This is a genomic window from uncultured Eubacterium sp. (assembly GCF_937958975.1).
Taxonomy (GTDB): domain Bacteria; phylum Bacillota; class Clostridia; order Lachnospirales; family Lachnospiraceae; genus Eubacterium_G.
Genome location: NZ_CALGRE010000045.1, coordinates 210,906 through 230,853 on the forward strand (window position 1 = coordinate 210,906; position 19,948 = coordinate 230,853).

The window sequence follows — 19,948 nt, forward strand, 5'->3', positions numbered from 1 at the left end:
ATTTTTATTTATTTTTCGGCAAGTCTTTTGGTTATATATTTAATGTATTTTATATCCTCATCTGACAATTTATTAAAGTTCTTAATAAAATCCATGTGATAAAAACCAAATTCAGCAAGTGCGGAACCATCTTCGGCAGGAGTTGTTTTCTTACCAGTTATCAGGTAATCAACAGTAACACCAAAGTAATCTGCTATTTTTTGCATTTTATCTTGTTTGGGAGTGCTTCGTCCCATTTTCCAATCAGTCAACGTGGAAGATGATATCCCGGTGGCCTTTGATACATCAAAAGGTTTAAGTCCTGCATTCTTAAGCAATTCTTGAAAAATTTCGTACATAAATCTCCTTTCACAAAATAAATCTCGGAAATGCGAAAAAACATATTGACAATACCGGAAAACCACAGTAATATAAAAATATATTTTACGGAAAGCCGAGAAAATCAGAATATGTATAAAGATTTTTTTAAAATAAGATTGTGGTAACTCATATTATAACGGTTTTCCGTAAATATCACAATAGAAAGGAGAAAAAATGTATAAAAAATTTCAAGAGCTTTTGGAAGAAAGACAGTTAACAATATGTAAGGTTGCAAAAGAAGTAGGAATTGCTGCCTCCACTTTATATGATTGGAAAAATGGAAAAAGCACTCCAAAAGCAAACAAATTGAAACTGTTGGCAGACTACTTTGAGGTAGACATTAATTATTTTTTAGAGAAACAGGAAGCATAAGCAACCAAAAGCAAAAAAGCAGCAGGAGTTTAGAAAGGAGAAAAGATAAGATGCCAGAGATAATAGTAAATGCAATGGAAGAATTTGCCTTAAGAGTTCTTAAAGGTGGTGCAAACGTAACACCACAAGAAACAGCAATATTGCCGGAGATTTTAGAAAAAATAAAATCTTCCGACAGAGACACTACCGGAAGAAAGAATTAATTATCTTTAAGAATTTCAGATAAAGATAATTTAAGAGCTTCTTTTAATAATTGGTTATTAAGCTGAATAGAGTTTTTCACTCTTAACCAGCTGTGTTCATCAGCAAATGCGGCAGGGTACAATTCTCTTTCAATTTGAGTTGACCATAAAGTAAAAGCCTTATCAAAAGAAGTATCAATGATTTGAGATATGTCTTTTTTATCAGACATGATAATCACCTCCTTATATTAAAATTTTAATTTTGATATTAAAAGTATATCACAAATGTGAAGTATACACAAGCAATAGTATTTATATTAGAGATAAAGAGGTAAGAGAATTGTATAAAAAAATAGACAAATTGCTAAAAGAAAGAGGAATAACGGCTTATCAAGTATCAAAAGATACAGGAATCGCACAATCCGTTATTTCGGGATGGAAGTCGGGTAGAAGTAAACCTAAGGTAGATAAGCTAAAGTTATTAGCAGATTATTTTAACGTAGATATTAATTATTTTTTAGAAGAATAGGAAGGAGGAAAAGGTGAAGATAATTTTTGTTGTGCTATTAGTGGGTGTAATGATTAAATGCATATTTAATAAGATTGCATTCATTGCCCTGTCTATGTATGTGAAAGAAAAGTGTGGTATTCCAACCGATGAAGAGTTGAAGGCATACACAAACAGAGCAATTAGAAAATATTTTCATATTACAAAATGATGTTTTATCAATTCAGTTATAACACCAGTTGCAATCTGAGTGAAAGCACCGATAGATGAAGAACCGACTTTAGAACTCAGCTCCGGCATGAGCCTGTAAATAAAGTATAGGAGAAAAAATATGGAAAAGCAACAACAGTAAGAAAGGAAGAAAGATGAATGGATATTTTGAACAAAACCTCAAAACAGAAAACAATCAAAACAAAGGAATATTAAATATTAGCGTTACCAATATCAATGAATTTAAAGATTTAATAGAAAAAGCAACTAAAGAAGCCCATCAATTAAACGAAACAATTGACAGACTTAATACATTTCATTTGCAAGTTGAGTTTTTGACAAAAGATTCTATTTAGATTCTATTGTTGCAGCATCTTCGGTAATCAAAACCATGCTAATAAAGTAAACAATAGCATCAATAAAATGCTTCATATCATTAATATCTCGACCATCTTGTTTGCGAAGATAATGAGCCTCGTCATTACCAAGCCACGCAGAACGAGTAGCTAAAATTTTAATACGACTATCATCAATGTAAAAATTAATGCATTGAGCCAAAGACATAGATTTAATTTTACTTTCGTTATCGGGAAATTTATGTATAGCAAAATCTTTTATTAAAAATTCTAAGGCTTTGCGAAAACCAATTCCGGCAATTTCATCAAGTCGGCTTGATTCAGCAGCAAGGGCTTGATTATAAATTTTATCAAACTGAGGTGATAAAGAAACGATTGCTTTTTCAAAAACTTTTTTATCAAACTCATATGGTTCAGAAATAATAAATTTATCCATGTCAAACGATATTATCTGAAAAGAATGGTCACAGTTTTTTCTCACAGAATATTTAGAGATAAATGTATTATTACAACTTTGACAATAGTTAAAAACACTTGCTTCAAAATAAGAATTGAGCGATGAAGCAATATACACTGGCGAAATAGTAGTTTTGCAAATGGGACAAACATTCGCTCCTTCAAAGTTAAATGTATGCGGCACTGAATCGACACTGTTATAGGTAAGTTTAACACTTTTTTTCATTTAAATAACTCCCCTTTCGTGTTTAGTTAATTACACTCATGAGTTAAGTATAAAAAGATAACAGAGAAATGACAAGAAAAAATTGAAAGGATATTCGCGAATGGCAAAGATAAAAAGTGCGCTGGTAGACAGTATGGAAATATGTTTCGAGTGCGGAAGTCCGTACGCAGAATGCCATCACATACTGTTTGGTTCGTTTCAAAAGAAATACTGTACGAAATACAAGTTATATCTACCGCTTTGTGCATATCATCACAAAGGAAATAACGGTCCGCATATGAATTATGAAAAAAATCTTGAATACAAGAAAATGGCACAAGAGTATTACGAAAAAAACATAGGAAGCAGAGAACAGTTTATGAGTGAGTTTGGAAAAAACTATTTGTAACAAAAAAATAACAATTTAAAGTCCGTTCTGAAAGGGATGTCAAAAATATGCTCTCATATTACCCTTTGTATTTTTCCCCTTTTTAAATTGGCATCCCTTTCAGAGCGGATTTTAAGGACAAACAGCAAGAAAAAGGAGGAATAAAAATGAAAAAGGTCACAACAAAACAAGCTGCGGAAATTCTAGGAATACCAATTTTAAGTCTGCAATGGGGGATAAGAAATGGAAATATTCCGATTGGGACATATTTAATAAGACCCGGAAAGAAAAGAGGAAGTTACCACATTGTTCCTGAGAAATTGAATCAGTACGCAGGTAAAAAAGTAGTTTAAAAACAGAAAGGAAGACAAAAAATGTTAACGAGTGAATTATTTGAAGAAATTGTTGAGAATGTACAGATTGAAGAAACAGAAGAACAGAAGTTAAAAGAAATACTTATCAGTCACGATGGGGAGTTTCTTTGTGACGACATGGAATAATAAGAAATAATAACGTAGAAATGAAAAGGAGAAAACATGCACGAAAACAGAATTGAAGTAAAAGAAATAAAGAAAGAGCCTGAGTGTACAGCAATACACTCAAGCTATAAGGTAAAAAAAGATTCAAACAAAGTATATCACAGAAGATATAAAAAGTTCAAGAGGATAAATACAGCAAAAAATATGATTACAGGAATTGTAACATCATTTTTGCTAGCAGAATATGGATGGATTGTAACAGACAGCATGCTTAAATATGCTATCGGAATAGCCGGATGGGCAGTGATGGCAGCACTGGTGCTGAATGAAGTAGACAAATTTATATACTATCTGACTGGAGGGGAGCGATGAACACATACGGAAGAACAACGAAAACATATCCGTACTTTCCAAGGTGCATTTATTCCGAGAATGAAGGCATATGTGATGTTGAGAAAAAACATTTGAGTGAAGAAGAAAAAGAAAAATTAGATTTTAAGTTTATGAAAGAAAAGTGTCAATGTAAAAGATGTATTGAAAAAAGAGAAACAAGAAAAAAACTGGTTGAATGTTTAAAAGAGCAGGGAGCTACAGAGGTGCTCAAAATGCTTGGAGAAGTATAAAAAGGGAAAAGGAGAAATAAAAGATGAAAAAACCGGAACATGCAAATTCTATGAAAAGGATACAGGTGTAAAGATGGCTCCACACATGTATGAATTATATAAAAACGGAAGAATGGTTGGAATTTACAGAAACAGCGAAATTGCAGAACTTCTTGACATAGAAACAAGTTATGTTATCAGATGCGCAAAGATGGGAACGATTATTGAAAAAGAATATGCAATCAAAAGAAGCAATCTTACATATCAAGAAGCACTAGAACTAAAGAAGCTACAGCCACAGCCGACATTAAAGAAAGAAACGAAAATAACACCGGTGAAACAAAAGAAAGAAAAATATAGCGCAGGACGTACATTCATGCTCCCGGATTGGAATGAGATAGAAAAGTTGAGAAAAGGCAAAAACAACAACTAAAGCAATATATCACGAAATGACAGCGGTACCAAACCGGTACCGCAGGGAGGTGTAAAGATGAAAACGATATGAAAAAAAAGTGGCGCACAAGAAAGAGGTTAAAAATGGCTAGTAAACAAAAATTGCTTCTTGGTGATAGTTACAAGTTAATCAAAGATAGACCGGATAATAGTATAGATTTAATTGTTACTGACCCGCCGTATGAAATAAAGAAAACCATAGCAGGTGGAGAAAGTGAACTTGCAAAATCAATTCAGAAAATGAACAACGAATTAAAACATGAAAATATTACAAAAGGCATATACGTAAAAATATTAGATGATTTTATGAGAATCATGAAAAAACCAAATATTTACATATGGTGTAATGCGGAACAAATACCAATGTACATAGACTTTTTTGTAAATAAGCATAACTGTAAAATGGATATTTTGATTTGGCAAAAGACGAATGCTGCACCAACGTTTAATAACAAGTATTTGACGGATAAAGAGTATTGTTTATATTTCCGAAAAGGGGGATTTTGTCAACCTAGGACATATTCCGATGCAAAAACGGTATATACACAGCCTATAAATATTACTGATAAGAAAATTTATAAACATCCGACCATTAAACCGCTAAATATTATTAAAACAATAATTTCTAGCAGTGCTAGAGCTGGCGATGTTGTCTACGACCCTTTCATGGGCAGCGGCACAACTGGTGTAGCATGTAAAGAATTAGATTTAAATTTCATAGGAACAGAATTAAACGAAAAGTGGTTTAAGGTAGCGCAAGAAAGAATATTAGATACGGCTGTCAGTAGTATCAATAATAATCAAACTACTATATATGATTTTTTTAAGAATTGAAGGGATAGAACATGAACAGAAATAAAAAAGACATACTGCTGTGGACAATAATACTCCTGATGATAGCAGTTGGAACAGTGATTAGATAGAGAGGTGTAGAATGGAGAGATTAACAAATCATCAAGGAATACCTTTAAAATGCTTTGGTTGTATAGACGAAGATTATTGTGAAAATTTATGTGACCCATATGTAGAATGTGCAAAAAAAATTAGCAGAATACGAAGATACAAACCTTACCCCAGAGCAGATGATTGAGATTGACAAGGCTTATTCAGAGATAGCAAAGGAACTGGAAGAACTGAAAAAGCAGTTACCACCTTGCAAGGCAGGAGATACAGTGCACTGGGTAAATAATCATTATCGCACACATGGAGACTATAAAGTAGATGAGGAGAAAGTTGAATTATTAATCTTTGATGGGGAAGATTGGATTGCAGATATGGGCGGTTCTAAAGATGGAATATTTGGTAAAACAGTATTCCTAACCAAAGAAGAAGCCGAAGGAAAGAAATGGAGAAATAAAAAAGATGTTAAAACCAAAAGTGGACGCAAAAGAATTTGAAAAATTTGGATTTAAGCATTGTAAAGGAATATCAAAACAAATTGAGTGCTATTACCTATGTGTAGCAAAAGGAAACAAAATGCTTTTTGTGAGTAACGTTTGTTTTACTGTAAATGAATGGGAAGACGATGACACAAGAATACACAAAAGAGCAAATTGTAGATACAGAGATAATAGAACTTATTTAGATATTATTTACGAACTGATTAAGGCTGATATGTTAGAAAGTGATATTAAAGAAAGTAAGATAGACAATATTAATATTACAAAAGAAATAGTTTACCGTTTTTCTATTTTATCAGACCACGATAAAAATTCTGTATTGAGAAAACACTCTCAAATAAATTATAGCATTAATGAAGATATAAGTGTATTAATAGATGAATTGCAAGAGAATGAGCTAGAATGTGAATTTTTAAAGAGCATAAAAGAAATATCGCGAGGTATATGGGAATGAAAGCAGTTTTAAAATATCCAGGAGCGAAAAACAGATTAAGTAAGTGGATTAATAGTTACATACCAGAACATAAAGTATACGTTGAACTCTTTTTTGGAAGTGGCGGAGTGTTTTTCAACAAACCAAGATGTCACATTGAAACAATAAATGATTTGAATGATGAGGTTGTAAACTTTTTTAAAGTATTAAGAGAGCAACCGGAAGAATTGACAGAATTGATATATTATACACCTTTTTCTAGAACAGAGTATGATTCGGTTTACAAAGAGGAAAACAATATCAGTAATATAGAAAAGGCAAGAAGATATTGTGTTAGATGTTGGCAAGGATTTGGATGTGCAAATTTATACCATAATGGATTTAAAAGCGGTCAACAAACAAAATCACCAAACCCTGCAAGGGGATTTTCTAAGTTGCCAGACACATTGTTAGAAGCAGCGGAACGTTTAAGGGGAGTACAAATAGAAAATCTTCCGGCAACAGAACTAATTAGACGGTACGATACTGAAGATGTGTTCATGTATTGCGACCCACCATATTTGCACAGCACTAGAAAGAACTATTTGTACAAGCATGAAATGACAGATGATGAACATATTGAGTTGTTAGAATTGCTGATTAGACATCCAGGAAAAATATTATTATCAGGATATGACAATGAGTTATATAACGCTTTTCTTCAAGGCTGGAATAAGGTTCAAAAAAACACTCTGGCCGAAGGTGGTACGAAAAGAACAGAAACACTTTGGATGAATTACTAGATACAAATAAATACTCAGAAAAAAATAAAAGAAAGAGAGAGTGAGCGTATGAGAACAGTAGATATAGCAGAAGTTATCGCAGAAACAATAGAAAAAAAGATATTAGGAGAATGGAAACATGAAGGATATGCAGGGGGAGCATATGCAGACGGAGTTAGATGCGTTATTGATGATAAAGAGTATGTGATTGAAGTTAAAGAGGTGGAATAAAGATGCAGAAAGCAAGTGGAAGTAGCACATGCCATAAAAATTGTGTTGTTTGCAATCGTAAGACAGGAAGTTATGAGGCTTGGTCTTATAAAGACGGAATAGAGATTAAAGTCCCGGTTTGTCATGAATGTAAAGAAAAAATAGGAATGTGTCTTGATTCAGCAATGGATATACACTTAAAAGGTATAAGAGAATCTATAACTCATAGTGTAATTATAACTTATGATGAAAAATGTTTACAAGAAATACTGTTAGAAAGGAGACGAAATGCAGAAAGTATTTGAAAAAATAAAAGAAAATATAAAAGCACTTGATAAATACCATGATGGAATCATAAGTGTCTATGAAGCAATCAAAATTGTTAATAAAGTAGCTGAAGAACACAACAATGGCTGGATTCCGGTTGATGAGAGAATGCCACCTGAAGAAGATAGTATGTTTGCAAAGTATAAAGGTACAGATAAGTGGTCTAACGGAATGTTTGAGAAAACTTCTAAAACTGTGCAAGTAATTATTTCAGACCCAAAAGGCAAATGTGTGACACATGTTGCTCATACACTAGACGGAAAATGGAGCTGTGATTTACTTAAAATTAATAGCAACTACAAAATTACACATTGGCAGCCATTGCAAGAATCATGTTATTAGCCGAAAGGAGACAAGGAGTGAGTAAAAAACCACCTCTCGGAGCATCACCGTCATGGTATGTAATTCCAAATAGAATTAAAGAATTATCGGAGGCAATTGCAAGATACACGGAACATGAACGGATGGAAATAGATTTAGAAGTTACATCAATAATTAAGCAATGGGCAACGGAAATAAATTATTTATGTGATGCTTTAGATGAAATTCAAAAAATCAAGAAAGAGAGTGATAAGAATGAAAGAACAAGAAGCAATTGAGTTATTAAAAAAGGCGGCACCAATAATTCCAATGTCCCAGACAAAATATAATCAGTTCATTGATGCGGTAAATATGGGAATTGACGTATTAGAAAAGCAGATAGCAAAAAGACCAGATTATGAGGGTGATGGATATGCAGATGGTGAGATGGTGTATGACACTTGGATATGCCCTTGTTGTGAAAAAAAGATACGAAGTTGACTACGACGAATACGATTACTGTCCAAATTGCGGACAAAAAATAGATTGGAGTGATATTTGATGAGCAATGCAGATAAAAGAAATATTGATTCAAGAAGGGAAAGAGGTAATCGGAATACAAAAGACTTATATAGAATACTGGCCAACATAGTAGGAGAAGAATCGGCAAAAGAAAAATGAAAGAATTTGGATTTGAGCAGGAGGTAAGAAATGGAACTAAGTAGAGCAAGATACATTTTTTTAAATATTGAATCAGATGATTATACCGCCAAAGAAAAAGGACTGGCAATTAAAACGATTATTGAAAAGCCTACACACAATAGTATCAATAAAAAACAAATCCTTAAAGTATTAGAGTGGTTATTTTATCAACACTTTAATATTTAAGAAAAGGAAGGTGGATTAGATGAACAATAGACATTTATATAAAGCAAAACGTGTAAGAGGTGGAAAGTGGATAGAAGGAACTTATACGCATGGTTTTGAATATAAGAGCATAGGTGGTGTTACAACATTTATAGAAAATCACTGTATAACTGCAAAGAATGGATATATATGCGAAATAGACCCGATAACGCTTTGTCAGGGAACAGGACGAGAAGACGAATGGGAAAATGATGTTTTTGAGTACGACGAAAAACGATACATAATTGTATACAGCGCAGAAGAAGCAATGTGGGTCGCAGTAACACCGCTGCCGTGGGATGATGGTAACGTTGCATTGTCAAAGATTTCAGAGAAATATTACAAGAAGCTTGGAAATGCAATAGACAATCCGGAATTGTTAAAAGTAGAACGTGAAAATAACAAAAAAGGAAGATTATTAGATGAAAGAGCGGTAATAAAAGCAGTAAGAAAGCATACAAACAAGTACGGTGCATTAGATAATGATATTTCAAACATTCTGAAAGAAATAACAGCGGCTTATGATGTAGACAAAGTTACAGAACAAATATCAAACAGTGGATTTTATATGCAAGCAGGAAGAAGTCAGGGGAAAAGTATGTTTTGCAAAATACTATCAGACTATAGAAGAAAAATAATAAATATTGTAGAAGAGGGGGGTGTAAAGTGATGGACGAACTATTAAAGAAGGTAAAGAGTGCATTTCATGAAGAACATGGAGAAGGTGCAAAAATTGAAGAATGGGACAAGCTGGTGTTTGAATTAAACGATTCCACTTTAATTTTAAGCTGCAAAGATGGAATGCTGAAAGAAGAAATCTTAGAAGGAAAACCCATTAGGGTGGATTACACAACAGGATTTTTTGAACGGTGATTTATGATACATGAATTAAAAATAGAAGATGATTATGCCTTAAAAGTTGTCACAAACGAGAAAACTTTTGAGATACGGTTCAATGACAGAGATTATAAAAAAGGTGATTATATCCGCTTTTTGCCGGTGGGCGAAAAATTTAGAAATATCGTAGCGGCAGAAATAAAAGACAAGATATATAAAATTACATATGTACTGACACACGAAGATTTTCCAAAGGGAATCAAAGAAGATTATGCGGTGATTGCGATAAAAGAAGCGACATTGCAGGAAATCAGAAACGAAACAGCGCAGCAGTAAGGAGAATGGAAATGAAAAAAATAAGAAGACGAGGAAAGAAACCAAACGCATTCCAAAGAGTTGGAATCATGAAAAACGGACTATTTCCGGATGATTATGTTGTTATAAAAGACACAGTAGAGAGTCTTTACATAAAACATAAAGATACCAACAAGGTGCAGGAAATCAGATATTAATAAGAACATTTACATAGAAGAAACAGTGAAAAAAGCATCTTTCTTCTATGTAAATGCTTTTTTATACCCATCCTTTTCCGTCCTCGTAATGAGTAGTAACATCTCGACTATTTTTAAAAAGGTAATGATATGCAGAAAACAAGACACAAAATAAAATATAAAGATAATTACAATCCTGAGAACATATATCAAGAAGATTTTGATAAATACATACACAAAAAATCACTACACAGATTTATAAAAGATAATCCGGATATCGTTGATTTTGAGAAAGAATACAAAAAGCAGCAGGAAAGACTTGAAGAAGCAGAAACAGAACGTTTCATCAGAGAAAAAAGAATCAACGGAGTTTACAGAACAAAAACAACAAAAGCGGGAAATCAATTAGAGATTGACATATATCCGAGTTTTCAGTTTGCAATAGACGTCCCGAAGGAGAACAAAGGGGGAACGACCAGCCCGGCGCAAAAGAATTTAAATAATAAAAAAGCACAGAGGTATTTAGTTGCTCTTATCAACTGCAACTTCGGACAGGGGGATTACTGGTGTACATGGACTTATAGCAATGAAAACATACCAAGCGACATAAAGCGCGCACAAAGAGACATGGTCAATTTCATTAAGCGTATCAAGACATATAGAAAGCGAAAGAAACTCGGAGAGTTTAAATATCTTTACATCACAGAGTATGACGAAGAAATAAATAAAAAGACCGGAAAGAAAAAGACAAGGGTACATCATCATATGCTGTGCACTGGGGATATGGACAGAAACGACCTTGAAAAAATCTGGAAAAAAGGAAAGAGGAATCAGACAAGAATTATTGAACCAGACAGTGACACACACCTTGCAGGAATGGGAAACTATATCACAAAAGACCCAAAGGGAAAGAAACGCTGGTCATCATCAATGAATCTTACGAAACCAACAGTGACAAAATCATACAGCAGATTTAAGAAACGCACAGTAGAAAAAATGGTAAAACAGTATGATGAATTGGAACAGCAGATAACAAAGCAGTACCCAGAGTACGAGTTTGTAGACGCAGAAGTAAACATCAACAAAGTAAACGGCGGATTTTATATCTATGCAAGAATGGTGAGAAAGGAATAAGAGACATGAACAAATTGAGTAAAGAGAGATATTTAGAATTAAAATACTTTTGCAGACAGTACAGTAAAAAGAAAACTATACAAAATAATAACACCGCAGCAGGACGAAGAGCAAAGTGTGATGTCAATCTGATTGAAGAGATTGTGAAGCGGAAAGCAAAAGGGTTTGAACAACAAATGCTTAGAAATATTACTATGGGTACACCCTGGGAAGCATTGAATGCACCGTGCGGAAGACGAAAGTTTTATGAGACACGAAAAAAAATATTTATAGGAATAGCGGAATTTAGATAAAAGGGTAACTCAAGGCACCAACAAATGTGTTATACAAAATATAGGCATAGATTACCTCCTTATAAACAAATTATTGCATGAAGGGGAGAGGAGTTTGGTACCTTTCCCCTTTGCAGGGAGAAACGGCATGGAGTTAGAACAGATTGTTGATGCTATCAATACAGGGAAAGCATATAGGATTTATAAAACAAAAGAATGGATAAGGTTGCGAGAAGAGGTGTTAATGGAATGTCACTATGAATGTCAGCATTGCAAAAGCAAAGGGATAATCAGAATGGCGCAGACTGTTCATCACGTCCGACATGTAGATAAATATCCGGGTCTTGCGTTTAGTAAATATTATATTGACAAAGATGGACAGCAACAAAGAAATCTTATACCACTGTGTAACAAATGCCACAATGAAGAACATGACAGGTTTAAATTTAAGAAAAGAAAAAGAGAAAAGAAAAAACCTCTGACAGAAGAATTTTGGTAGCCCCCCACTCCCCAAACCCCTAAAAAATGAGGGGGTCGCACAACGGGAAAGGGAGCTATGAGTTTAGAGATTTTTTTAAAAACAGAAAAAAAGTGGGTGATTTTTATATGGCAAACATCACAAAAGCAGAACGCGAAAAACGAAAAACAAAAAAAACAATACTTAAAAGTATTGAGAAATTAAACCTTACTGAAAAGTATTATTTTGACCAGGTTGACGAATATATGCGATATTATGATGATTTGCAAAGAATTAACACTGAATTATCTAACAAATTTAGCTCAGAACTTAGCAAAGAAAAGAGGCAAATCACAAAAGAAATGAGAAATATTTTAAGATTTCTAAGACTTGACCCAGGAGGGAAAAGGGAAGTAGATGAAGGCACACCGGAATTATAGCAAATACTTAGACCCATACATTGATGATATCATGTCAAACAAGGTCGAGCATTGCAAAGAACAGGAATTAATGATAACTAACACATTGATTCCGGTTTTAGACAGAGATGATGTAACAGTTAATGAACAAAAGGTCGAGGAAGCTTTAAACCTTGTAAAATATTTTGACTTTGAACTTGTTGAGTGGGAGATTTTTCTAACAGCAATAGTAATTGGAGTTGTTTGGAAAGAAGATGAGAGTCCGTATTTTCGTGACATCCGAATTTATGTTGGAAGAGGTTCTGGAAAGAACGGACTTGTAAGTTTCTGGATATTTTATTTTATATCACCATACCACGGAGTAAAGGGGTACAACGTTGAACTTATGGCAAATTCCGAACAGCAGGCGAAAATGTCATTTACGGATGTGTTTAACGCAATAAAAGAAGCCAAGCCGGAACATCAGAAAGCAATCAAGGCTCACTATCACGCAACACTGGAAGTTATAACATGCAAAACTACAGGCTCAACGATAAAATACAATACTTCATCTAACAGAGGAAAGGACAGTAAGAGAACAGGGTGCAATCTTTTCGATGAAAAGCACGAATACACCATGAAAGACAAAAAGAACATTGACACATTATCATCAGGACTTGGAAAAGTTAAAAACTGGAGAAATATAACAATATCAACCTGCGGTCATGTGAGAGAAGGTGTTCTTGATGCAGAGCAGGAAGCAGGACAGGAGATATTGTCAAAATATGACCCGGATAACAGAGTATTCATATTTTGGTGCAGGATTGAAAAAGAAGAAGAGTGGAAGAACCCCGATAAATGGGTGAAAGCAATACCATCACTCAGACACAAGCAGTTTCGGGAACTGAAAGAAAGAGTTGCTTATGAAGTGAAGGATATGTCAAACAACATGACGTATTTTGCTGAATTTATGGCAAAAAGAATGAATTACCCAGTGGGAAATAAGGACGAACAGATAGCGACACCGGAAGATGTAAAGGCAACAAATCAAGAAGTACCGGATTTGACGAAATGTAGCTGTATCGGCGGAATTGATTATGCGAATACAAATGACTTTGTGGGTTGTGCGTTGTTGTTCAAACAGAATGGAAAGATTTATGTAATACAACATACATTTATATGCAAAAAAAGCAGAGACTTACCTGGGATAAAAGCGCCGCTTGAAGAGTGGGAGAAAAAGGGTGATGTTGAATTTATAAACGATGTGGAAATATCTCCGGAAGTGGTAACAAAATGGTTTAAAATGCAGCAAGAATATTATGATATCAAAATTATAGCTATAGACAAGTTTAGATATACATTAATGGCAAAAGCATTGAGAGAAATTGGGTTTGAATTTAACAGAGGAAACCTTTTTACAGTCAGACCGTCAAACATCATGGAGATTATCCCTGTTGTAAATTCATGGATTATAAAACACAGATTAGCGGTTGGTGACACTCCGGTATTCCGCTGGGCAATGAATAACACAAAAATAACAAACACAAAAAATAACAAAATTTATGACAAGATAGAGCCAACATACAGAAAAAATGATACATGGATGGCATTTGCGGCAGCAGCAACAAAACAGGAAAAATTGGACGAGGAAACATCAATACAGATAGAGGAGTTGGATGTAATTTCGCTTTAGGAGACTGATTATGTTTGAAACTTTGAGAAAAGGGAAATTGAATAGATTTTTGGGTGACAAAGTAGACGCTGCACAAACAGTGGATGTTGGAGAGATTGCTACAAAAGCAGCTTATGAGGCTTTAGCAGTACATATAGCAGCCTCATATATATCAAAAGCACTTTGCAAATGCGAAATAAAATTTTATGAAACAGGGAAGGAAAATAATAAACTTTATGAATACTATCTGCTTAATGTTGCGCCGAACAATAATCAGTGCAGCAGTCAGTTTATTAACGATTTAGTTTACAAAATTCTTACAGAGCCGGACGGTGCACTTGTCATTACAAGTGATGAAAAACTGTTCATAGCAGACAGTTTTCAAAGAGAGCCATATCCAATGAAAGAAGATATATTTAAAAGTGTTACGATTGAAAATTTGACTTTGAACAGAAGTTATAAAGCAAGTGAAGTAATGTACTTCAAGTTGGAAAATGAGAATGTAAAGCATTTGATAGATTTAATGTATCAGGATTATGGAACAGTAATTAGCTATGCAGTGGATTCGTTTCTAAAAAGTCATTCAAAACATTACAAGATGAAAATTGATGCTGATAACATTAATGGAATGTCAGCAAGCGAATATTATAAAAAATATCTTACAAAGCAGCTAAAAGAATTTTTAAAAACGGATATTGGGGCATTTCCAGAATACAGAGGTTATTCTTTGGAGGAAATGAAAACAGAAGGACAGCCGGGAAGCGGTGATGAAATAGTCAGTTTTAGAAAAGACATATTTGAAGTAGCAGGAAGTGCATACAACATACCAAAGGCAATGATGGACGGAAATATGAATAATATAAAAGATGTTGTAAATTCGTTTATCACTTTTGCCTGCGCCCCGGTGGCAACGCTGATAGGAGATGTTATTACAAAAGCACTTTATCCGTACGAGAAGTGGACTAATGGAAATTATGCAAGGGTAGATATTACGGCAATTCCTTATCAGTCAATCATGGATATGGCAACAGGTGCGGGTACATTGATAGGAAATACTATATTAAAGCCAAATGAGGTAAGAAAGGTACTTGGATTCGACATGGAAGATGAAGAGTTCTTAAATACATTCTTTGTAACAAAAAATAACTCAAAAGCTGACGATGTAATGAAAGGCATTGTTACTGAGAGTGGAAAGGAGTAAAGATGAAAAAATACTACAATTTGTGCGTTGACAAAGAAAATGGAGAGGCTGATTTGTACATATTTGGAGATATAACATCATGGAGATGGTTAGAAAGTGATGTATCAAGTTATTCACTTAGTAAAGAACTTGAATCACTCTCAAACGATGTAAAAAACATAAATGTATATATCAATTCCTGCGGCGGAGAAGTATCAGAAGCACTTGCAATTAGAAGTCAGTTAAAACGACATAAAGCAAAAGTAAAAACTTATTGTGATGGAATTGCAGCAAGCGCAGCGGTTACTATATTTATGGCAGGGGATGAAAGAATTATGTCGAATGCTTCACTTCTTTTTATACATAATGCATGGACCAGCGCACGAGGAAATTCCGAAGATTTCAGAAAGCAGGCTGATGACTTAGAAAAGATAACGCAGCAGTCCATCAATGCTTGCATGGAGCATGTCAACATCTCGGAAGAGGAATTAAAAGAGATGATGAATAGCGAAAAATGGATAGACCCAGCGGAAGCACTTGAAATGGGATTTTGCACTAGCATAGAAGGCGAAAAAAACAATCAAGGAGTTTCACAGTCGGCAAAGAAGATTGTTTATAACAAATTAAAGACAAAAGAAACAAGAAAACAAGAACATAAGCAAAATGAACCCATACCGACTAAACAGAGCAGTGGAATGATTAATTTTATAAAAAATTTATAAAGGAGAGAGAAATGAGAATTAAAAATTACGAGCAGTCAAAGAAAGAAGCGGTAGAAAAGACAATGCAAGCTATTAAAAGCGGAAAAGATGAGGATATACAGGAAGGTATCACACAACTTTACAATAGCATTTTTGAAAAAATAGAAGACGACTTCAACGAGTACGTGGAACAGAATGACGAAAAAGTGCTATCAGACAGAGGATACAAACAGCTTACATCAGAGGAAAAGCGGTTTTATCAGGCACTTGTTAAAGCCGCTGAAGCATCAGATGCAAAGCAGGCATTTATTGGTGAGATACCGGACGGAGCTATGCCAACGACCATCATCGAGGATGTTTACAAAGAATTGCAAGCAGAACATCCGCTGCTTGACAAAATCAATTTTCAGTTCGTTGGATTTGTTACAAAGTGGATTTTATCCGATGGTGTTTCAGATAAGGCGCAGTGGGGTACTGTAACAGATGAAATCAAGAAAGAAATTACATCATCACTAAAAGAAATTGAAGTGAGACAGAATAAATTATCAGCTTTTGCAATTATTCCAAAAGGCTTGTTAGATATGAAACTGACGTTTATTGATGCTTACATTAAATCCGCATTGAAAGAAAGTTTAGCCCTCGGATTAGAAGGAGGAATCATTTCGGGTTCGGGTGTTAACTGTCCGATTGGAATGATTAAGAATATCGGGAAAGGTGTAGATTTTAATACAACAACCGGATATCCAGACAAAGAAGCAATTAAAGTTAAAACATTTGCACCAAAGGAATATGGTGCGCTAGTGGCAAAACTTGCCAAGACGGAAAAGGGAAACAATAGAAAATTTGATAGTGTTTTGATGGTTTGTAACATGACGGACTATTTATCAAAAATCATGCCAGCAACAACAGCAGTACAGAGCGATGGGACTTACAAAAATAATATATTCCCATTTCCGACAGATGTTACCGTTTCAACATCTGTTCCGGAAGGAAAAGCAATTTTAGGACTTTCAAAAGAATATAGCTTACTTGCGGGCGGGGCGAAAGAAGGAACTATTGAATATGACGATTCTTATAAATTCCTTGAAGACCAGAGAGTTTATAAGATTAAACAGTATGCAGAAGGAAGAGCGTACGACAATACTTGCTTTATATTGATTGATATTTCAGAACTTGAAGAAAGATACATCACTGTATTAAACAAGACAACTGAAACACCAAAGCAAACAGAAGAAACAAAGCAGGAAAATACACCAGTAGCGTAGGAGATAAAAAATGAGCGAAGAACTATTGTTAAAAATTAAAGATGCATTAGATATTACATTCGAAGATGATGATTTTGAGAGAAAAATCGTCGGGATAATTGAGGATGGCATTGAGGTTCTTCGCTCAATTTTTGGCGCAGGAAAGGATGTCGAAATCGATTGGACGATGCCGGGATTTGAAAGAATGCTTTTAAAAAACTGGTGTTTGTACGAGTTAAATAATGTTGGAGACAAATTTAAAGAGAACTATCGTTCAGAAATCATCGGAATGCAAATAAAATACGGAGAAAAGGAATGGAAAAAAGCCAATTCGATAATTACATAGATGGGGTTGTTAAAATATGTAGACAAAAAAATAACAGAACAGATTTTAATGCAAAAATCAACAGTAAAACGCAAGATGATTTAGAAGTGATTCAAAAAATGAGTTTTCAGGAAAAAGCAAAAAGAGTACAAGATGTTACATTTGCTGAACAAAACGGATTTGAATTAACTATAAAAATAAAAGTCAGAAAAGTTAAAGGAATAACTTCAAAACATGTTGCAGTAATTGAAAATTATATGTATTCCATAAAGCACGTAGACAGTGATAAGAAGAATCTTTATCTATACTTAGAAGGAGCAAAAGAACTTGAATAGTGAAACAATATTAGAATCATTAAGTAAAAAACTCAAAGAAACAGAACTTGAAGTTTTTTACGGAATTGCAGACGGAGACAATAATCTTGCAAAGTACATTGTGTATGGGCGAGATACCATAGTCATAAACGAAAACAAACTAGGATTTACGGATAAATACGAAGTAGTTATTGTTTGTGAAAACTATATTTCACAAGAGCTGATAGATGATGTAATAGAAAAAGTAGAGCAATGCGGATTGAGACTTTCAAATGAAAATATGGAATTTTCATATTTTGAAAAGAAAGATATCGTAATGGAATTGTTAAGAATCAAATTCATAAGGGCGAGAAGAAGGCACTGATATGGCTAAAATTGAATTGAAACAAAGTGATAATTTAGAAGCGTTAGAATCTTACATATCTACATTGAAAGAAGAAGGAGAAAAAATCGTAACAAATACACTTCATAACGAAGGCGCAAACGAAATAATAGAAGGTATACGAGTTTTACTCCCACAGTCGAGAAGAAAGTGGAAAAAAAAGAAACCTGCGGCAAAGATGAGCAAGGTATCTATAAAAATGAGAAAGCCGCCAGAAATTGGAAATCTAAAGGTGACAGTAGGAACTACAAATAACTATCACTATTTGTATTTTCCCAATGATGGGACAAATACAAAGGTTCACGCAGGAAAACAAAATTTTATGGAAAAAGGAGCCGAGAGCAAACAAGGAAAAATAGTAGACATTTGCATAAAGAAACTAATAGAAAAAATTAATAATTAAGATAAGAAAGGAAAATAAAAAATGGCAGATAAAAAAGTATATTCAGATTTTGAAGTAAAAGACAGCTCAATTAGATTTGAAGGAGACGAAAAAGCGGAAAGACTTGGATGTGTTGGAACAATGGAAGAAGCAATGGACGTAAGAGCAATAACAAAAAAATGCGAAGGAATCGAGGAAACTGTGAGCGTGACAGCAACAGGAACAGGCGAACTTACGTTATCATTACATATGAGATGGGATTTGTATGTAAAAGCAATGGGAATGGATTTTGAAGAATTAAAACCGGGAGTATATGCGTATGGACAGAACTCAAGACATAAAGAATTTTGTCTTACAAATGCAGTTGTTGACGAGTATGGAAGAAAGAAATATAAGGCATATCCAAGGGCAATAATTAGTGAAGGAAAAGCTGTGAAGATTGAAAATGGCAGTGAAGAAGTGGCGCAAATTGACTTGAAAGTTAAGGTAATGCCGGACGAAAGAGGAAATGGAACATATGAAGCATTAGAGGAAAAAATAGGAGAAGATAAAACAATTCTCAATGAATGGATTGAGAAGTTTGACGTTGATAGCTTATTTACACCGACCGCTTAAAAAGGAGGAAATCAAATGAAAGTAAAAGTTTTAAAAGAGTTTATAGATATACACACGAATGAACTGCATAAAAAAGATACATTTTTTGAAGCAAATAAGAAGCGCATTAAAGAAATTCAGCAAGTAGATAAAGAGCTTATCGAGGTTGTGAATAAAAAAGAGAATGAAGACGGAGATAAGACGAAAGATTCAAAAACAGAATAACAATCAATAAAGTGAAAAAGCTAACGTTCTAATGTGGAACGTTAGCTTTTATGAGGAAAAGGAGAAAAAACAATGAACACTTATACATCAATTCAACTCACAAATGAAAAACAAGAAAAACTTACACTAACGTATGGAAAACTATATAAGTTACAACAAAAAGAAAAAGATTTAGTAGAACGTTTTTTACAGATAGAAGAGCAGGACAAAGTAAACGAGCTAGAAATGGCATTTGTTATTTATGTTGCGTTTAGATGCGCAAATGATGTGAAAACTTCATTTGAAGAATTTGCCGACATGATACCGCCTAACAGGAGTTATTTAATAGAAAAATATACAGAGCTGGTATTTCCAAAAAACTAGATTTCCCCGAGCCGTTCAGAAAGGGGACGTTTAAAATCATAGGTAAAAATAGCCTAGAACTTCCAAAGG

General features: G+C 34.0%; 43 protein-coding genes. 40 read left to right on the forward strand and 3 right to left on the reverse strand.

Annotated elements, in window-relative coordinates:
- Window positions 1–8: 8 nt before the first annotated feature.
- A complete protein-coding gene (locus tag Q5O86_RS08810; RefSeq protein WP_302626771.1) occupies window positions 9–338 on the reverse strand; it encodes a helix-turn-helix transcriptional regulator in 330 nt (109 codons plus the stop codon).
- A 196-nt stretch (window positions 339–534) separates the two neighbouring features.
- Between Q5O86_RS08810 and Q5O86_RS08815 the strand changes: the two genes are divergently transcribed.
- Together Q5O86_RS08815 and Q5O86_RS08820 are read left to right on the forward strand one after the other, a co-directional pair.
- Window positions 535–732, forward strand: a complete 198-nt coding sequence (locus Q5O86_RS08815; protein ID WP_302626772.1) for a helix-turn-helix domain-containing protein — start codon at window positions 535–537, stop codon at window positions 730–732.
- 50 nt (window positions 733–782) lie between these two features.
- Window positions 783–935, forward strand: a complete 153-nt coding sequence (locus Q5O86_RS08820) for a hypothetical protein (protein ID WP_302626773.1) — start codon at window positions 783–785, stop codon at window positions 933–935.
- On the opposite strand, the gene Q5O86_RS08825 is transcribed toward Q5O86_RS08820, so the two are convergent.
- Window positions 932–1,144, reverse strand: a complete 213-nt coding sequence (locus tag Q5O86_RS08825; RefSeq protein WP_302626774.1) for a hypothetical protein — start codon at window positions 1,142–1,144, stop codon at window positions 932–934. The genes Q5O86_RS08820 and Q5O86_RS08825 overlap by 4 nt on opposite strands.
- A gap of 32 nt (window positions 1,145–1,176) precedes the next feature.
- Between Q5O86_RS08825 and Q5O86_RS08830 the strand changes: the two genes are divergently transcribed.
- From Q5O86_RS08830 to Q5O86_RS08840, 3 genes are all read left to right on the forward strand, one after another.
- Window positions 1,177–1,443, forward strand: a complete 267-nt coding sequence (locus tag Q5O86_RS08830) for a helix-turn-helix domain-containing protein (protein WP_368074762.1) — start codon at window positions 1,177–1,179, stop codon at window positions 1,441–1,443.
- Window positions 1,444–1,456: 13 nt separating this feature from the next.
- Window positions 1,457–1,633 (forward strand): hypothetical protein, encoded by a 177-nt coding sequence (locus Q5O86_RS08835; protein ID WP_302626775.1) that lies wholly within the window; start codon window positions 1,457–1,459, stop codon window positions 1,631–1,633.
- A gap of 154 nt (window positions 1,634–1,787) precedes the next feature.
- Entirely contained in the window at window positions 1,788–1,988 is a 201-nt protein-coding gene (locus tag Q5O86_RS08840) for a hypothetical protein (protein ID WP_302626776.1), read from the forward strand.
- Here Q5O86_RS08840 and Q5O86_RS08845 read toward each other — a convergent pair.
- On the reverse strand, window positions 1,981–2,670 hold the full coding sequence (locus Q5O86_RS08845) for a hypothetical protein (protein ID WP_302626777.1): 690 nt from the start codon (window positions 2,668–2,670) through the stop codon (window positions 1,981–1,983). The genes Q5O86_RS08840 and Q5O86_RS08845 overlap by 8 nt on opposite strands.
- A 100-nt stretch (window positions 2,671–2,770) precedes the next feature.
- On the opposite strand from Q5O86_RS08845, the gene Q5O86_RS08850 reads away from it, so the two are divergent.
- The 35 genes from Q5O86_RS08850 to Q5O86_RS09020 all read left to right on the forward strand — a co-directional run bounded on the left by Q5O86_RS08850 (window position 2,771) and on the right by Q5O86_RS09020 (window position 19,879).
- Window positions 2,771–3,058: a hypothetical protein gene (locus Q5O86_RS08850; protein WP_302626778.1), complete on the forward strand. Its 288-nt coding sequence runs from the start codon at window positions 2,771–2,773 to the stop codon at window positions 3,056–3,058.
- Between the two features lie 146 nt (window positions 3,059–3,204).
- Window positions 3,205–3,390 (forward strand): hypothetical protein, encoded by a 186-nt coding sequence (locus tag Q5O86_RS08855; protein WP_302626779.1) that lies wholly within the window; start codon window positions 3,205–3,207, stop codon window positions 3,388–3,390.
- A 21-nt stretch (window positions 3,391–3,411) separates the two neighbouring features.
- Window positions 3,412–3,537: a hypothetical protein gene (locus Q5O86_RS08860; RefSeq protein ID WP_302626780.1), complete on the forward strand. Its 126-nt coding sequence runs from the start codon at window positions 3,412–3,414 to the stop codon at window positions 3,535–3,537.
- Between the two features lie 36 nt (window positions 3,538–3,573).
- Window positions 3,574–3,888 carry a hypothetical protein gene (locus Q5O86_RS08865; RefSeq protein WP_302626781.1) on the forward strand — a complete coding sequence of 105 codons (315 nt, stop codon included), beginning with the start codon at window positions 3,574–3,576 and terminating at the stop codon, window positions 3,886–3,888.
- The gene (locus tag Q5O86_RS08870; protein WP_302626782.1) at window positions 3,885–4,139 is read left to right on the forward strand and encodes a hypothetical protein; all 255 of its coding nucleotides are present in this window, start codon (window positions 3,885–3,887) and stop codon (window positions 4,137–4,139) included. Before Q5O86_RS08865 ends, Q5O86_RS08870 begins: the two co-directional genes overlap by 4 nt.
- Complete coding sequence (locus tag Q5O86_RS08875) at window positions 4,126–4,551, forward strand: hypothetical protein (protein ID WP_302626783.1); 426 nt, start codon at window positions 4,126–4,128, stop codon at window positions 4,549–4,551. The genes Q5O86_RS08870 and Q5O86_RS08875 overlap by 14 nt, the downstream gene beginning before the upstream one ends.
- Window positions 4,552–4,655: 104 nt before the next feature.
- On the forward strand, window positions 4,656–5,405 hold the full coding sequence (locus Q5O86_RS08880) for a site-specific DNA-methyltransferase (RefSeq protein ID WP_302626784.1): 750 nt from the start codon (window positions 4,656–4,658) through the stop codon (window positions 5,403–5,405).
- Window positions 5,406–5,602: 197 nt separating this feature from the next.
- Complete coding sequence (locus tag Q5O86_RS08885; protein WP_302626785.1) at window positions 5,603–5,968, forward strand: hypothetical protein; 366 nt, start codon at window positions 5,603–5,605, stop codon at window positions 5,966–5,968.
- Window positions 5,934–6,425, forward strand: coding sequence for a hypothetical protein (locus Q5O86_RS08890; RefSeq protein WP_302626786.1), 492 nt, complete (start codon window positions 5,934–5,936; stop codon window positions 6,423–6,425). The genes Q5O86_RS08885 and Q5O86_RS08890 overlap by 35 nt, the downstream gene beginning before the upstream one ends.
- On the forward strand, window positions 6,422–7,186 hold the full coding sequence (locus Q5O86_RS08895) for a DNA adenine methylase (protein ID WP_302626787.1): 765 nt from the start codon (window positions 6,422–6,424) through the stop codon (window positions 7,184–7,186). The genes Q5O86_RS08890 and Q5O86_RS08895 overlap by 4 nt, the downstream gene beginning before the upstream one ends.
- 48 nt (window positions 7,187–7,234) lie before the next feature.
- Window positions 7,235–7,396 carry a hypothetical protein gene (locus Q5O86_RS08900; protein ID WP_302626788.1) on the forward strand — a complete coding sequence of 54 codons (162 nt, stop codon included), beginning with the start codon at window positions 7,235–7,237 and terminating at the stop codon, window positions 7,394–7,396.
- 2 nt (window positions 7,397–7,398) lie between these two features.
- Window positions 7,399–7,680 (forward strand): hypothetical protein, encoded by a 282-nt coding sequence (locus Q5O86_RS08905; RefSeq protein ID WP_302626789.1) that lies wholly within the window; start codon window positions 7,399–7,401, stop codon window positions 7,678–7,680.
- Window positions 7,664–8,044: a DUF551 domain-containing protein gene (locus Q5O86_RS08910; RefSeq protein ID WP_302626790.1), complete on the forward strand. Its 381-nt coding sequence runs from the start codon at window positions 7,664–7,666 to the stop codon at window positions 8,042–8,044. The genes Q5O86_RS08905 and Q5O86_RS08910 overlap by 17 nt, the downstream gene beginning before the upstream one ends.
- 17 nt (window positions 8,045–8,061) lie before the next feature.
- Complete coding sequence (locus Q5O86_RS08915) at window positions 8,062–8,301, forward strand: hypothetical protein (protein WP_302626791.1); 240 nt, start codon at window positions 8,062–8,064, stop codon at window positions 8,299–8,301.
- Entirely contained in the window at window positions 8,279–8,503 is a 225-nt protein-coding gene (locus tag Q5O86_RS08920; protein ID WP_302626792.1) for a hypothetical protein, read from the forward strand. Before Q5O86_RS08915 ends, Q5O86_RS08920 begins: the two co-directional genes overlap by 23 nt.
- Window positions 8,504–8,713: 210 nt before the next feature.
- Window positions 8,714–8,890: a hypothetical protein gene (locus tag Q5O86_RS08925; RefSeq protein WP_302626793.1), complete on the forward strand. Its 177-nt coding sequence runs from the start codon at window positions 8,714–8,716 to the stop codon at window positions 8,888–8,890.
- A gap of 19 nt (window positions 8,891–8,909) precedes the next feature.
- The gene (locus tag Q5O86_RS08930; RefSeq protein WP_302626794.1) at window positions 8,910–9,578 is read left to right on the forward strand and encodes a hypothetical protein; all 669 of its coding nucleotides are present in this window, start codon (window positions 8,910–8,912) and stop codon (window positions 9,576–9,578) included.
- Complete coding sequence (locus Q5O86_RS08935) at window positions 9,575–9,781, forward strand: hypothetical protein (protein WP_302626795.1); 207 nt, start codon at window positions 9,575–9,577, stop codon at window positions 9,779–9,781. The genes Q5O86_RS08930 and Q5O86_RS08935 overlap by 4 nt, the downstream gene beginning before the upstream one ends.
- A gap of 3 nt (window positions 9,782–9,784) precedes the next feature.
- On the forward strand, window positions 9,785–10,081 hold the full coding sequence (locus Q5O86_RS08940; protein ID WP_302626796.1) for a DUF3850 domain-containing protein: 297 nt from the start codon (window positions 9,785–9,787) through the stop codon (window positions 10,079–10,081).
- Between the two features lie 11 nt (window positions 10,082–10,092).
- A complete protein-coding gene (locus Q5O86_RS08945) occupies window positions 10,093–10,257 on the forward strand; it encodes a hypothetical protein (protein WP_302626797.1) in 165 nt (54 codons plus the stop codon).
- A gap of 129 nt (window positions 10,258–10,386) precedes the next feature.
- Entirely contained in the window at window positions 10,387–11,370 is a 984-nt protein-coding gene (locus Q5O86_RS08950; protein ID WP_302626798.1) for a hypothetical protein, read from the forward strand.
- 5 nt (window positions 11,371–11,375) lie between these two features.
- Window positions 11,376–11,663, forward strand: coding sequence for a hypothetical protein (locus Q5O86_RS08955; RefSeq protein ID WP_302626799.1), 288 nt, complete (start codon window positions 11,376–11,378; stop codon window positions 11,661–11,663).
- A 127-nt stretch (window positions 11,664–11,790) separates the two neighbouring features.
- Window positions 11,791–12,141 carry an HNH endonuclease gene (locus Q5O86_RS08960; RefSeq protein ID WP_302626800.1) on the forward strand — a complete coding sequence of 117 codons (351 nt, stop codon included), beginning with the start codon at window positions 11,791–11,793 and terminating at the stop codon, window positions 12,139–12,141.
- A gap of 107 nt (window positions 12,142–12,248) precedes the next feature.
- Entirely contained in the window at window positions 12,249–12,539 is a 291-nt protein-coding gene (locus Q5O86_RS08965) for a hypothetical protein (protein WP_302626801.1), read from the forward strand.
- Window positions 12,517–14,190 (forward strand): terminase TerL endonuclease subunit, encoded by a 1,674-nt coding sequence (locus Q5O86_RS08970; protein ID WP_302626802.1) that lies wholly within the window; start codon window positions 12,517–12,519, stop codon window positions 14,188–14,190. Before Q5O86_RS08965 ends, Q5O86_RS08970 begins: the two co-directional genes overlap by 23 nt.
- Window positions 14,191–14,200: 10 nt before the next feature.
- Complete coding sequence (locus Q5O86_RS08975; RefSeq protein WP_302626803.1) at window positions 14,201–15,370, forward strand: phage portal protein; 1,170 nt, start codon at window positions 14,201–14,203, stop codon at window positions 15,368–15,370.
- Between the two features lie 2 nt (window positions 15,371–15,372).
- On the forward strand, window positions 15,373–16,071 hold the full coding sequence (locus tag Q5O86_RS08980) for a head maturation protease, ClpP-related (RefSeq protein WP_302626804.1): 699 nt from the start codon (window positions 15,373–15,375) through the stop codon (window positions 16,069–16,071).
- Between the two features lie 11 nt (window positions 16,072–16,082).
- Window positions 16,083–17,315 carry a phage major capsid protein gene (locus tag Q5O86_RS08985; RefSeq protein WP_302626805.1) on the forward strand — a complete coding sequence of 411 codons (1,233 nt, stop codon included), beginning with the start codon at window positions 16,083–16,085 and terminating at the stop codon, window positions 17,313–17,315.
- 10 nt (window positions 17,316–17,325) lie between these two features.
- Window positions 17,326–17,640, forward strand: a complete 315-nt coding sequence (locus tag Q5O86_RS08990) for a hypothetical protein (protein ID WP_302626806.1) — start codon at window positions 17,326–17,328, stop codon at window positions 17,638–17,640.
- Window positions 17,610–17,954 carry a hypothetical protein gene (locus Q5O86_RS08995; protein WP_302626807.1) on the forward strand — a complete coding sequence of 115 codons (345 nt, stop codon included), beginning with the start codon at window positions 17,610–17,612 and terminating at the stop codon, window positions 17,952–17,954. Before Q5O86_RS08990 ends, Q5O86_RS08995 begins: the two co-directional genes overlap by 31 nt.
- The gene (locus tag Q5O86_RS09000) at window positions 17,947–18,297 is read left to right on the forward strand and encodes a hypothetical protein (RefSeq protein WP_302626808.1); all 351 of its coding nucleotides are present in this window, start codon (window positions 17,947–17,949) and stop codon (window positions 18,295–18,297) included. The genes Q5O86_RS08995 and Q5O86_RS09000 overlap by 8 nt, the downstream gene beginning before the upstream one ends.
- 1 nt (window position 18,298) lies before the next feature.
- A complete protein-coding gene (locus tag Q5O86_RS09005; RefSeq protein ID WP_302626809.1) occupies window positions 18,299–18,718 on the forward strand; it encodes an HK97-gp10 family putative phage morphogenesis protein in 420 nt (139 codons plus the stop codon).
- 21 nt (window positions 18,719–18,739) lie between these two features.
- Window positions 18,740–19,312: a hypothetical protein gene (locus Q5O86_RS09010; protein WP_302626810.1), complete on the forward strand. Its 573-nt coding sequence runs from the start codon at window positions 18,740–18,742 to the stop codon at window positions 19,310–19,312.
- A 15-nt stretch (window positions 19,313–19,327) separates the two neighbouring features.
- On the forward strand, window positions 19,328–19,516 hold the full coding sequence (locus tag Q5O86_RS09015; RefSeq protein ID WP_302626811.1) for a hypothetical protein: 189 nt from the start codon (window positions 19,328–19,330) through the stop codon (window positions 19,514–19,516).
- Between the two features lie 72 nt (window positions 19,517–19,588).
- The gene (locus Q5O86_RS09020) at window positions 19,589–19,879 is read left to right on the forward strand and encodes a hypothetical protein (protein WP_302626812.1); all 291 of its coding nucleotides are present in this window, start codon (window positions 19,589–19,591) and stop codon (window positions 19,877–19,879) included.
- Window positions 19,880–19,948 lie beyond the last annotated feature (69 nt).

Coding starts and splice junctions, on each gene's coding strand:
- Q5O86_RS08965 (WP_302626801.1), top strand. CDS start 12,249: ATGGCAAACATCACAAAAGCAGAACGCGAAAAACGAAAAACAAAAAAA.
- Q5O86_RS08950 (WP_302626798.1), top strand. CDS start 10,387: ATGCAGAAAACAAGACACAAAATAAAATATAAAGATAATTACAATCCT.
- Q5O86_RS09010 (WP_302626810.1), top strand. CDS start 18,740: ATGGCAGATAAAAAAGTATATTCAGATTTTGAAGTAAAAGACAGCTCA.
- Q5O86_RS08840 (WP_302626776.1), top strand. CDS start 1,788: ATGAATGGATATTTTGAACAAAACCTCAAAACAGAAAACAATCAAAAC.
- Q5O86_RS08940 (WP_302626796.1), top strand. CDS start 9,785: ATGATACATGAATTAAAAATAGAAGATGATTATGCCTTAAAAGTTGTC.
- Q5O86_RS08815 (WP_302626772.1), top strand. CDS start 535: ATGTATAAAAAATTTCAAGAGCTTTTGGAAGAAAGACAGTTAACAATA.
- Q5O86_RS08890 (WP_302626786.1), top strand. CDS start 5,934: ATGTTAAAACCAAAAGTGGACGCAAAAGAATTTGAAAAATTTGGATTT.
- Q5O86_RS08980 (WP_302626804.1), top strand. CDS start 15,373: ATGAAAAAATACTACAATTTGTGCGTTGACAAAGAAAATGGAGAGGCT.
- Q5O86_RS08945 (WP_302626797.1), top strand. CDS start 10,093: ATGAAAAAAATAAGAAGACGAGGAAAGAAACCAAACGCATTCCAAAGA.
- Q5O86_RS08870 (WP_302626782.1), top strand. CDS start 3,885: ATGAACACATACGGAAGAACAACGAAAACATATCCGTACTTTCCAAGG.
- Q5O86_RS09015 (WP_302626811.1), top strand. CDS start 19,328: ATGAAAGTAAAAGTTTTAAAAGAGTTTATAGATATACACACGAATGAA.
- Q5O86_RS08825 (WP_302626774.1), bottom strand. CDS start 1,144: ATGTCTGATAAAAAAGACATATCTCAAATCATTGATACTTCTTTTGAT.
- Q5O86_RS08850 (WP_302626778.1), top strand. CDS start 2,771: ATGGCAAAGATAAAAAGTGCGCTGGTAGACAGTATGGAAATATGTTTC.
- Q5O86_RS08905 (WP_302626789.1), top strand. CDS start 7,399: ATGCAGAAAGCAAGTGGAAGTAGCACATGCCATAAAAATTGTGTTGTT.
- Q5O86_RS08865 (WP_302626781.1), top strand. CDS start 3,574: ATGCACGAAAACAGAATTGAAGTAAAAGAAATAAAGAAAGAGCCTGAG.
- Q5O86_RS08960 (WP_302626800.1), top strand. CDS start 11,791: ATGGAGTTAGAACAGATTGTTGATGCTATCAATACAGGGAAAGCATAT.
- Q5O86_RS08955 (WP_302626799.1), top strand. CDS start 11,376: ATGAACAAATTGAGTAAAGAGAGATATTTAGAATTAAAATACTTTTGC.
- Q5O86_RS08985 (WP_302626805.1), top strand. CDS start 16,083: ATGAGAATTAAAAATTACGAGCAGTCAAAGAAAGAAGCGGTAGAAAAG.
- Q5O86_RS09020 (WP_302626812.1), top strand. CDS start 19,589: ATGAACACTTATACATCAATTCAACTCACAAATGAAAAACAAGAAAAA.
- Q5O86_RS08910 (WP_302626790.1), top strand. CDS start 7,664: ATGCAGAAAGTATTTGAAAAAATAAAAGAAAATATAAAAGCACTTGAT.
- Q5O86_RS08860 (WP_302626780.1), top strand. CDS start 3,412: ATGTTAACGAGTGAATTATTTGAAGAAATTGTTGAGAATGTACAGATT.
- Q5O86_RS08855 (WP_302626779.1), top strand. CDS start 3,205: ATGAAAAAGGTCACAACAAAACAAGCTGCGGAAATTCTAGGAATACCA.
- Q5O86_RS08995 (WP_302626807.1), top strand. CDS start 17,610: ATGGAAAAAAGCCAATTCGATAATTACATAGATGGGGTTGTTAAAATA.
- Q5O86_RS08970 (WP_302626802.1), top strand. CDS start 12,517: ATGAAGGCACACCGGAATTATAGCAAATACTTAGACCCATACATTGAT.
- Q5O86_RS08990 (WP_302626806.1), top strand. CDS start 17,326: ATGAGCGAAGAACTATTGTTAAAAATTAAAGATGCATTAGATATTACA.
- Q5O86_RS08895 (WP_302626787.1), top strand. CDS start 6,422: ATGAAAGCAGTTTTAAAATATCCAGGAGCGAAAAACAGATTAAGTAAG.
- Q5O86_RS08975 (WP_302626803.1), top strand. CDS start 14,201: ATGTTTGAAACTTTGAGAAAAGGGAAATTGAATAGATTTTTGGGTGAC.
- Q5O86_RS08820 (WP_302626773.1), top strand. CDS start 783: ATGCCAGAGATAATAGTAAATGCAATGGAAGAATTTGCCTTAAGAGTT.
- Q5O86_RS08880 (WP_302626784.1), top strand. CDS start 4,656: ATGGCTAGTAAACAAAAATTGCTTCTTGGTGATAGTTACAAGTTAATC.
- Q5O86_RS08920 (WP_302626792.1), top strand. CDS start 8,279: ATGAAAGAACAAGAAGCAATTGAGTTATTAAAAAAGGCGGCACCAATA.
- Q5O86_RS08930 (WP_302626794.1), top strand. CDS start 8,910: ATGAACAATAGACATTTATATAAAGCAAAACGTGTAAGAGGTGGAAAG.
- Q5O86_RS09005 (WP_302626809.1), top strand. CDS start 18,299: ATGGCTAAAATTGAATTGAAACAAAGTGATAATTTAGAAGCGTTAGAA.
- Q5O86_RS08925 (WP_302626793.1), top strand. CDS start 8,714: ATGGAACTAAGTAGAGCAAGATACATTTTTTTAAATATTGAATCAGAT.
- Q5O86_RS08900 (WP_302626788.1), top strand. CDS start 7,235: ATGAGAACAGTAGATATAGCAGAAGTTATCGCAGAAACAATAGAAAAA.
- Q5O86_RS08845 (WP_302626777.1), bottom strand. CDS start 2,670: ATGAAAAAAAGTGTTAAACTTACCTATAACAGTGTCGATTCAGTGCCG.
- Q5O86_RS08810 (WP_302626771.1), bottom strand. CDS start 338: ATGTACGAAATTTTTCAAGAATTGCTTAAGAATGCAGGACTTAAACCT.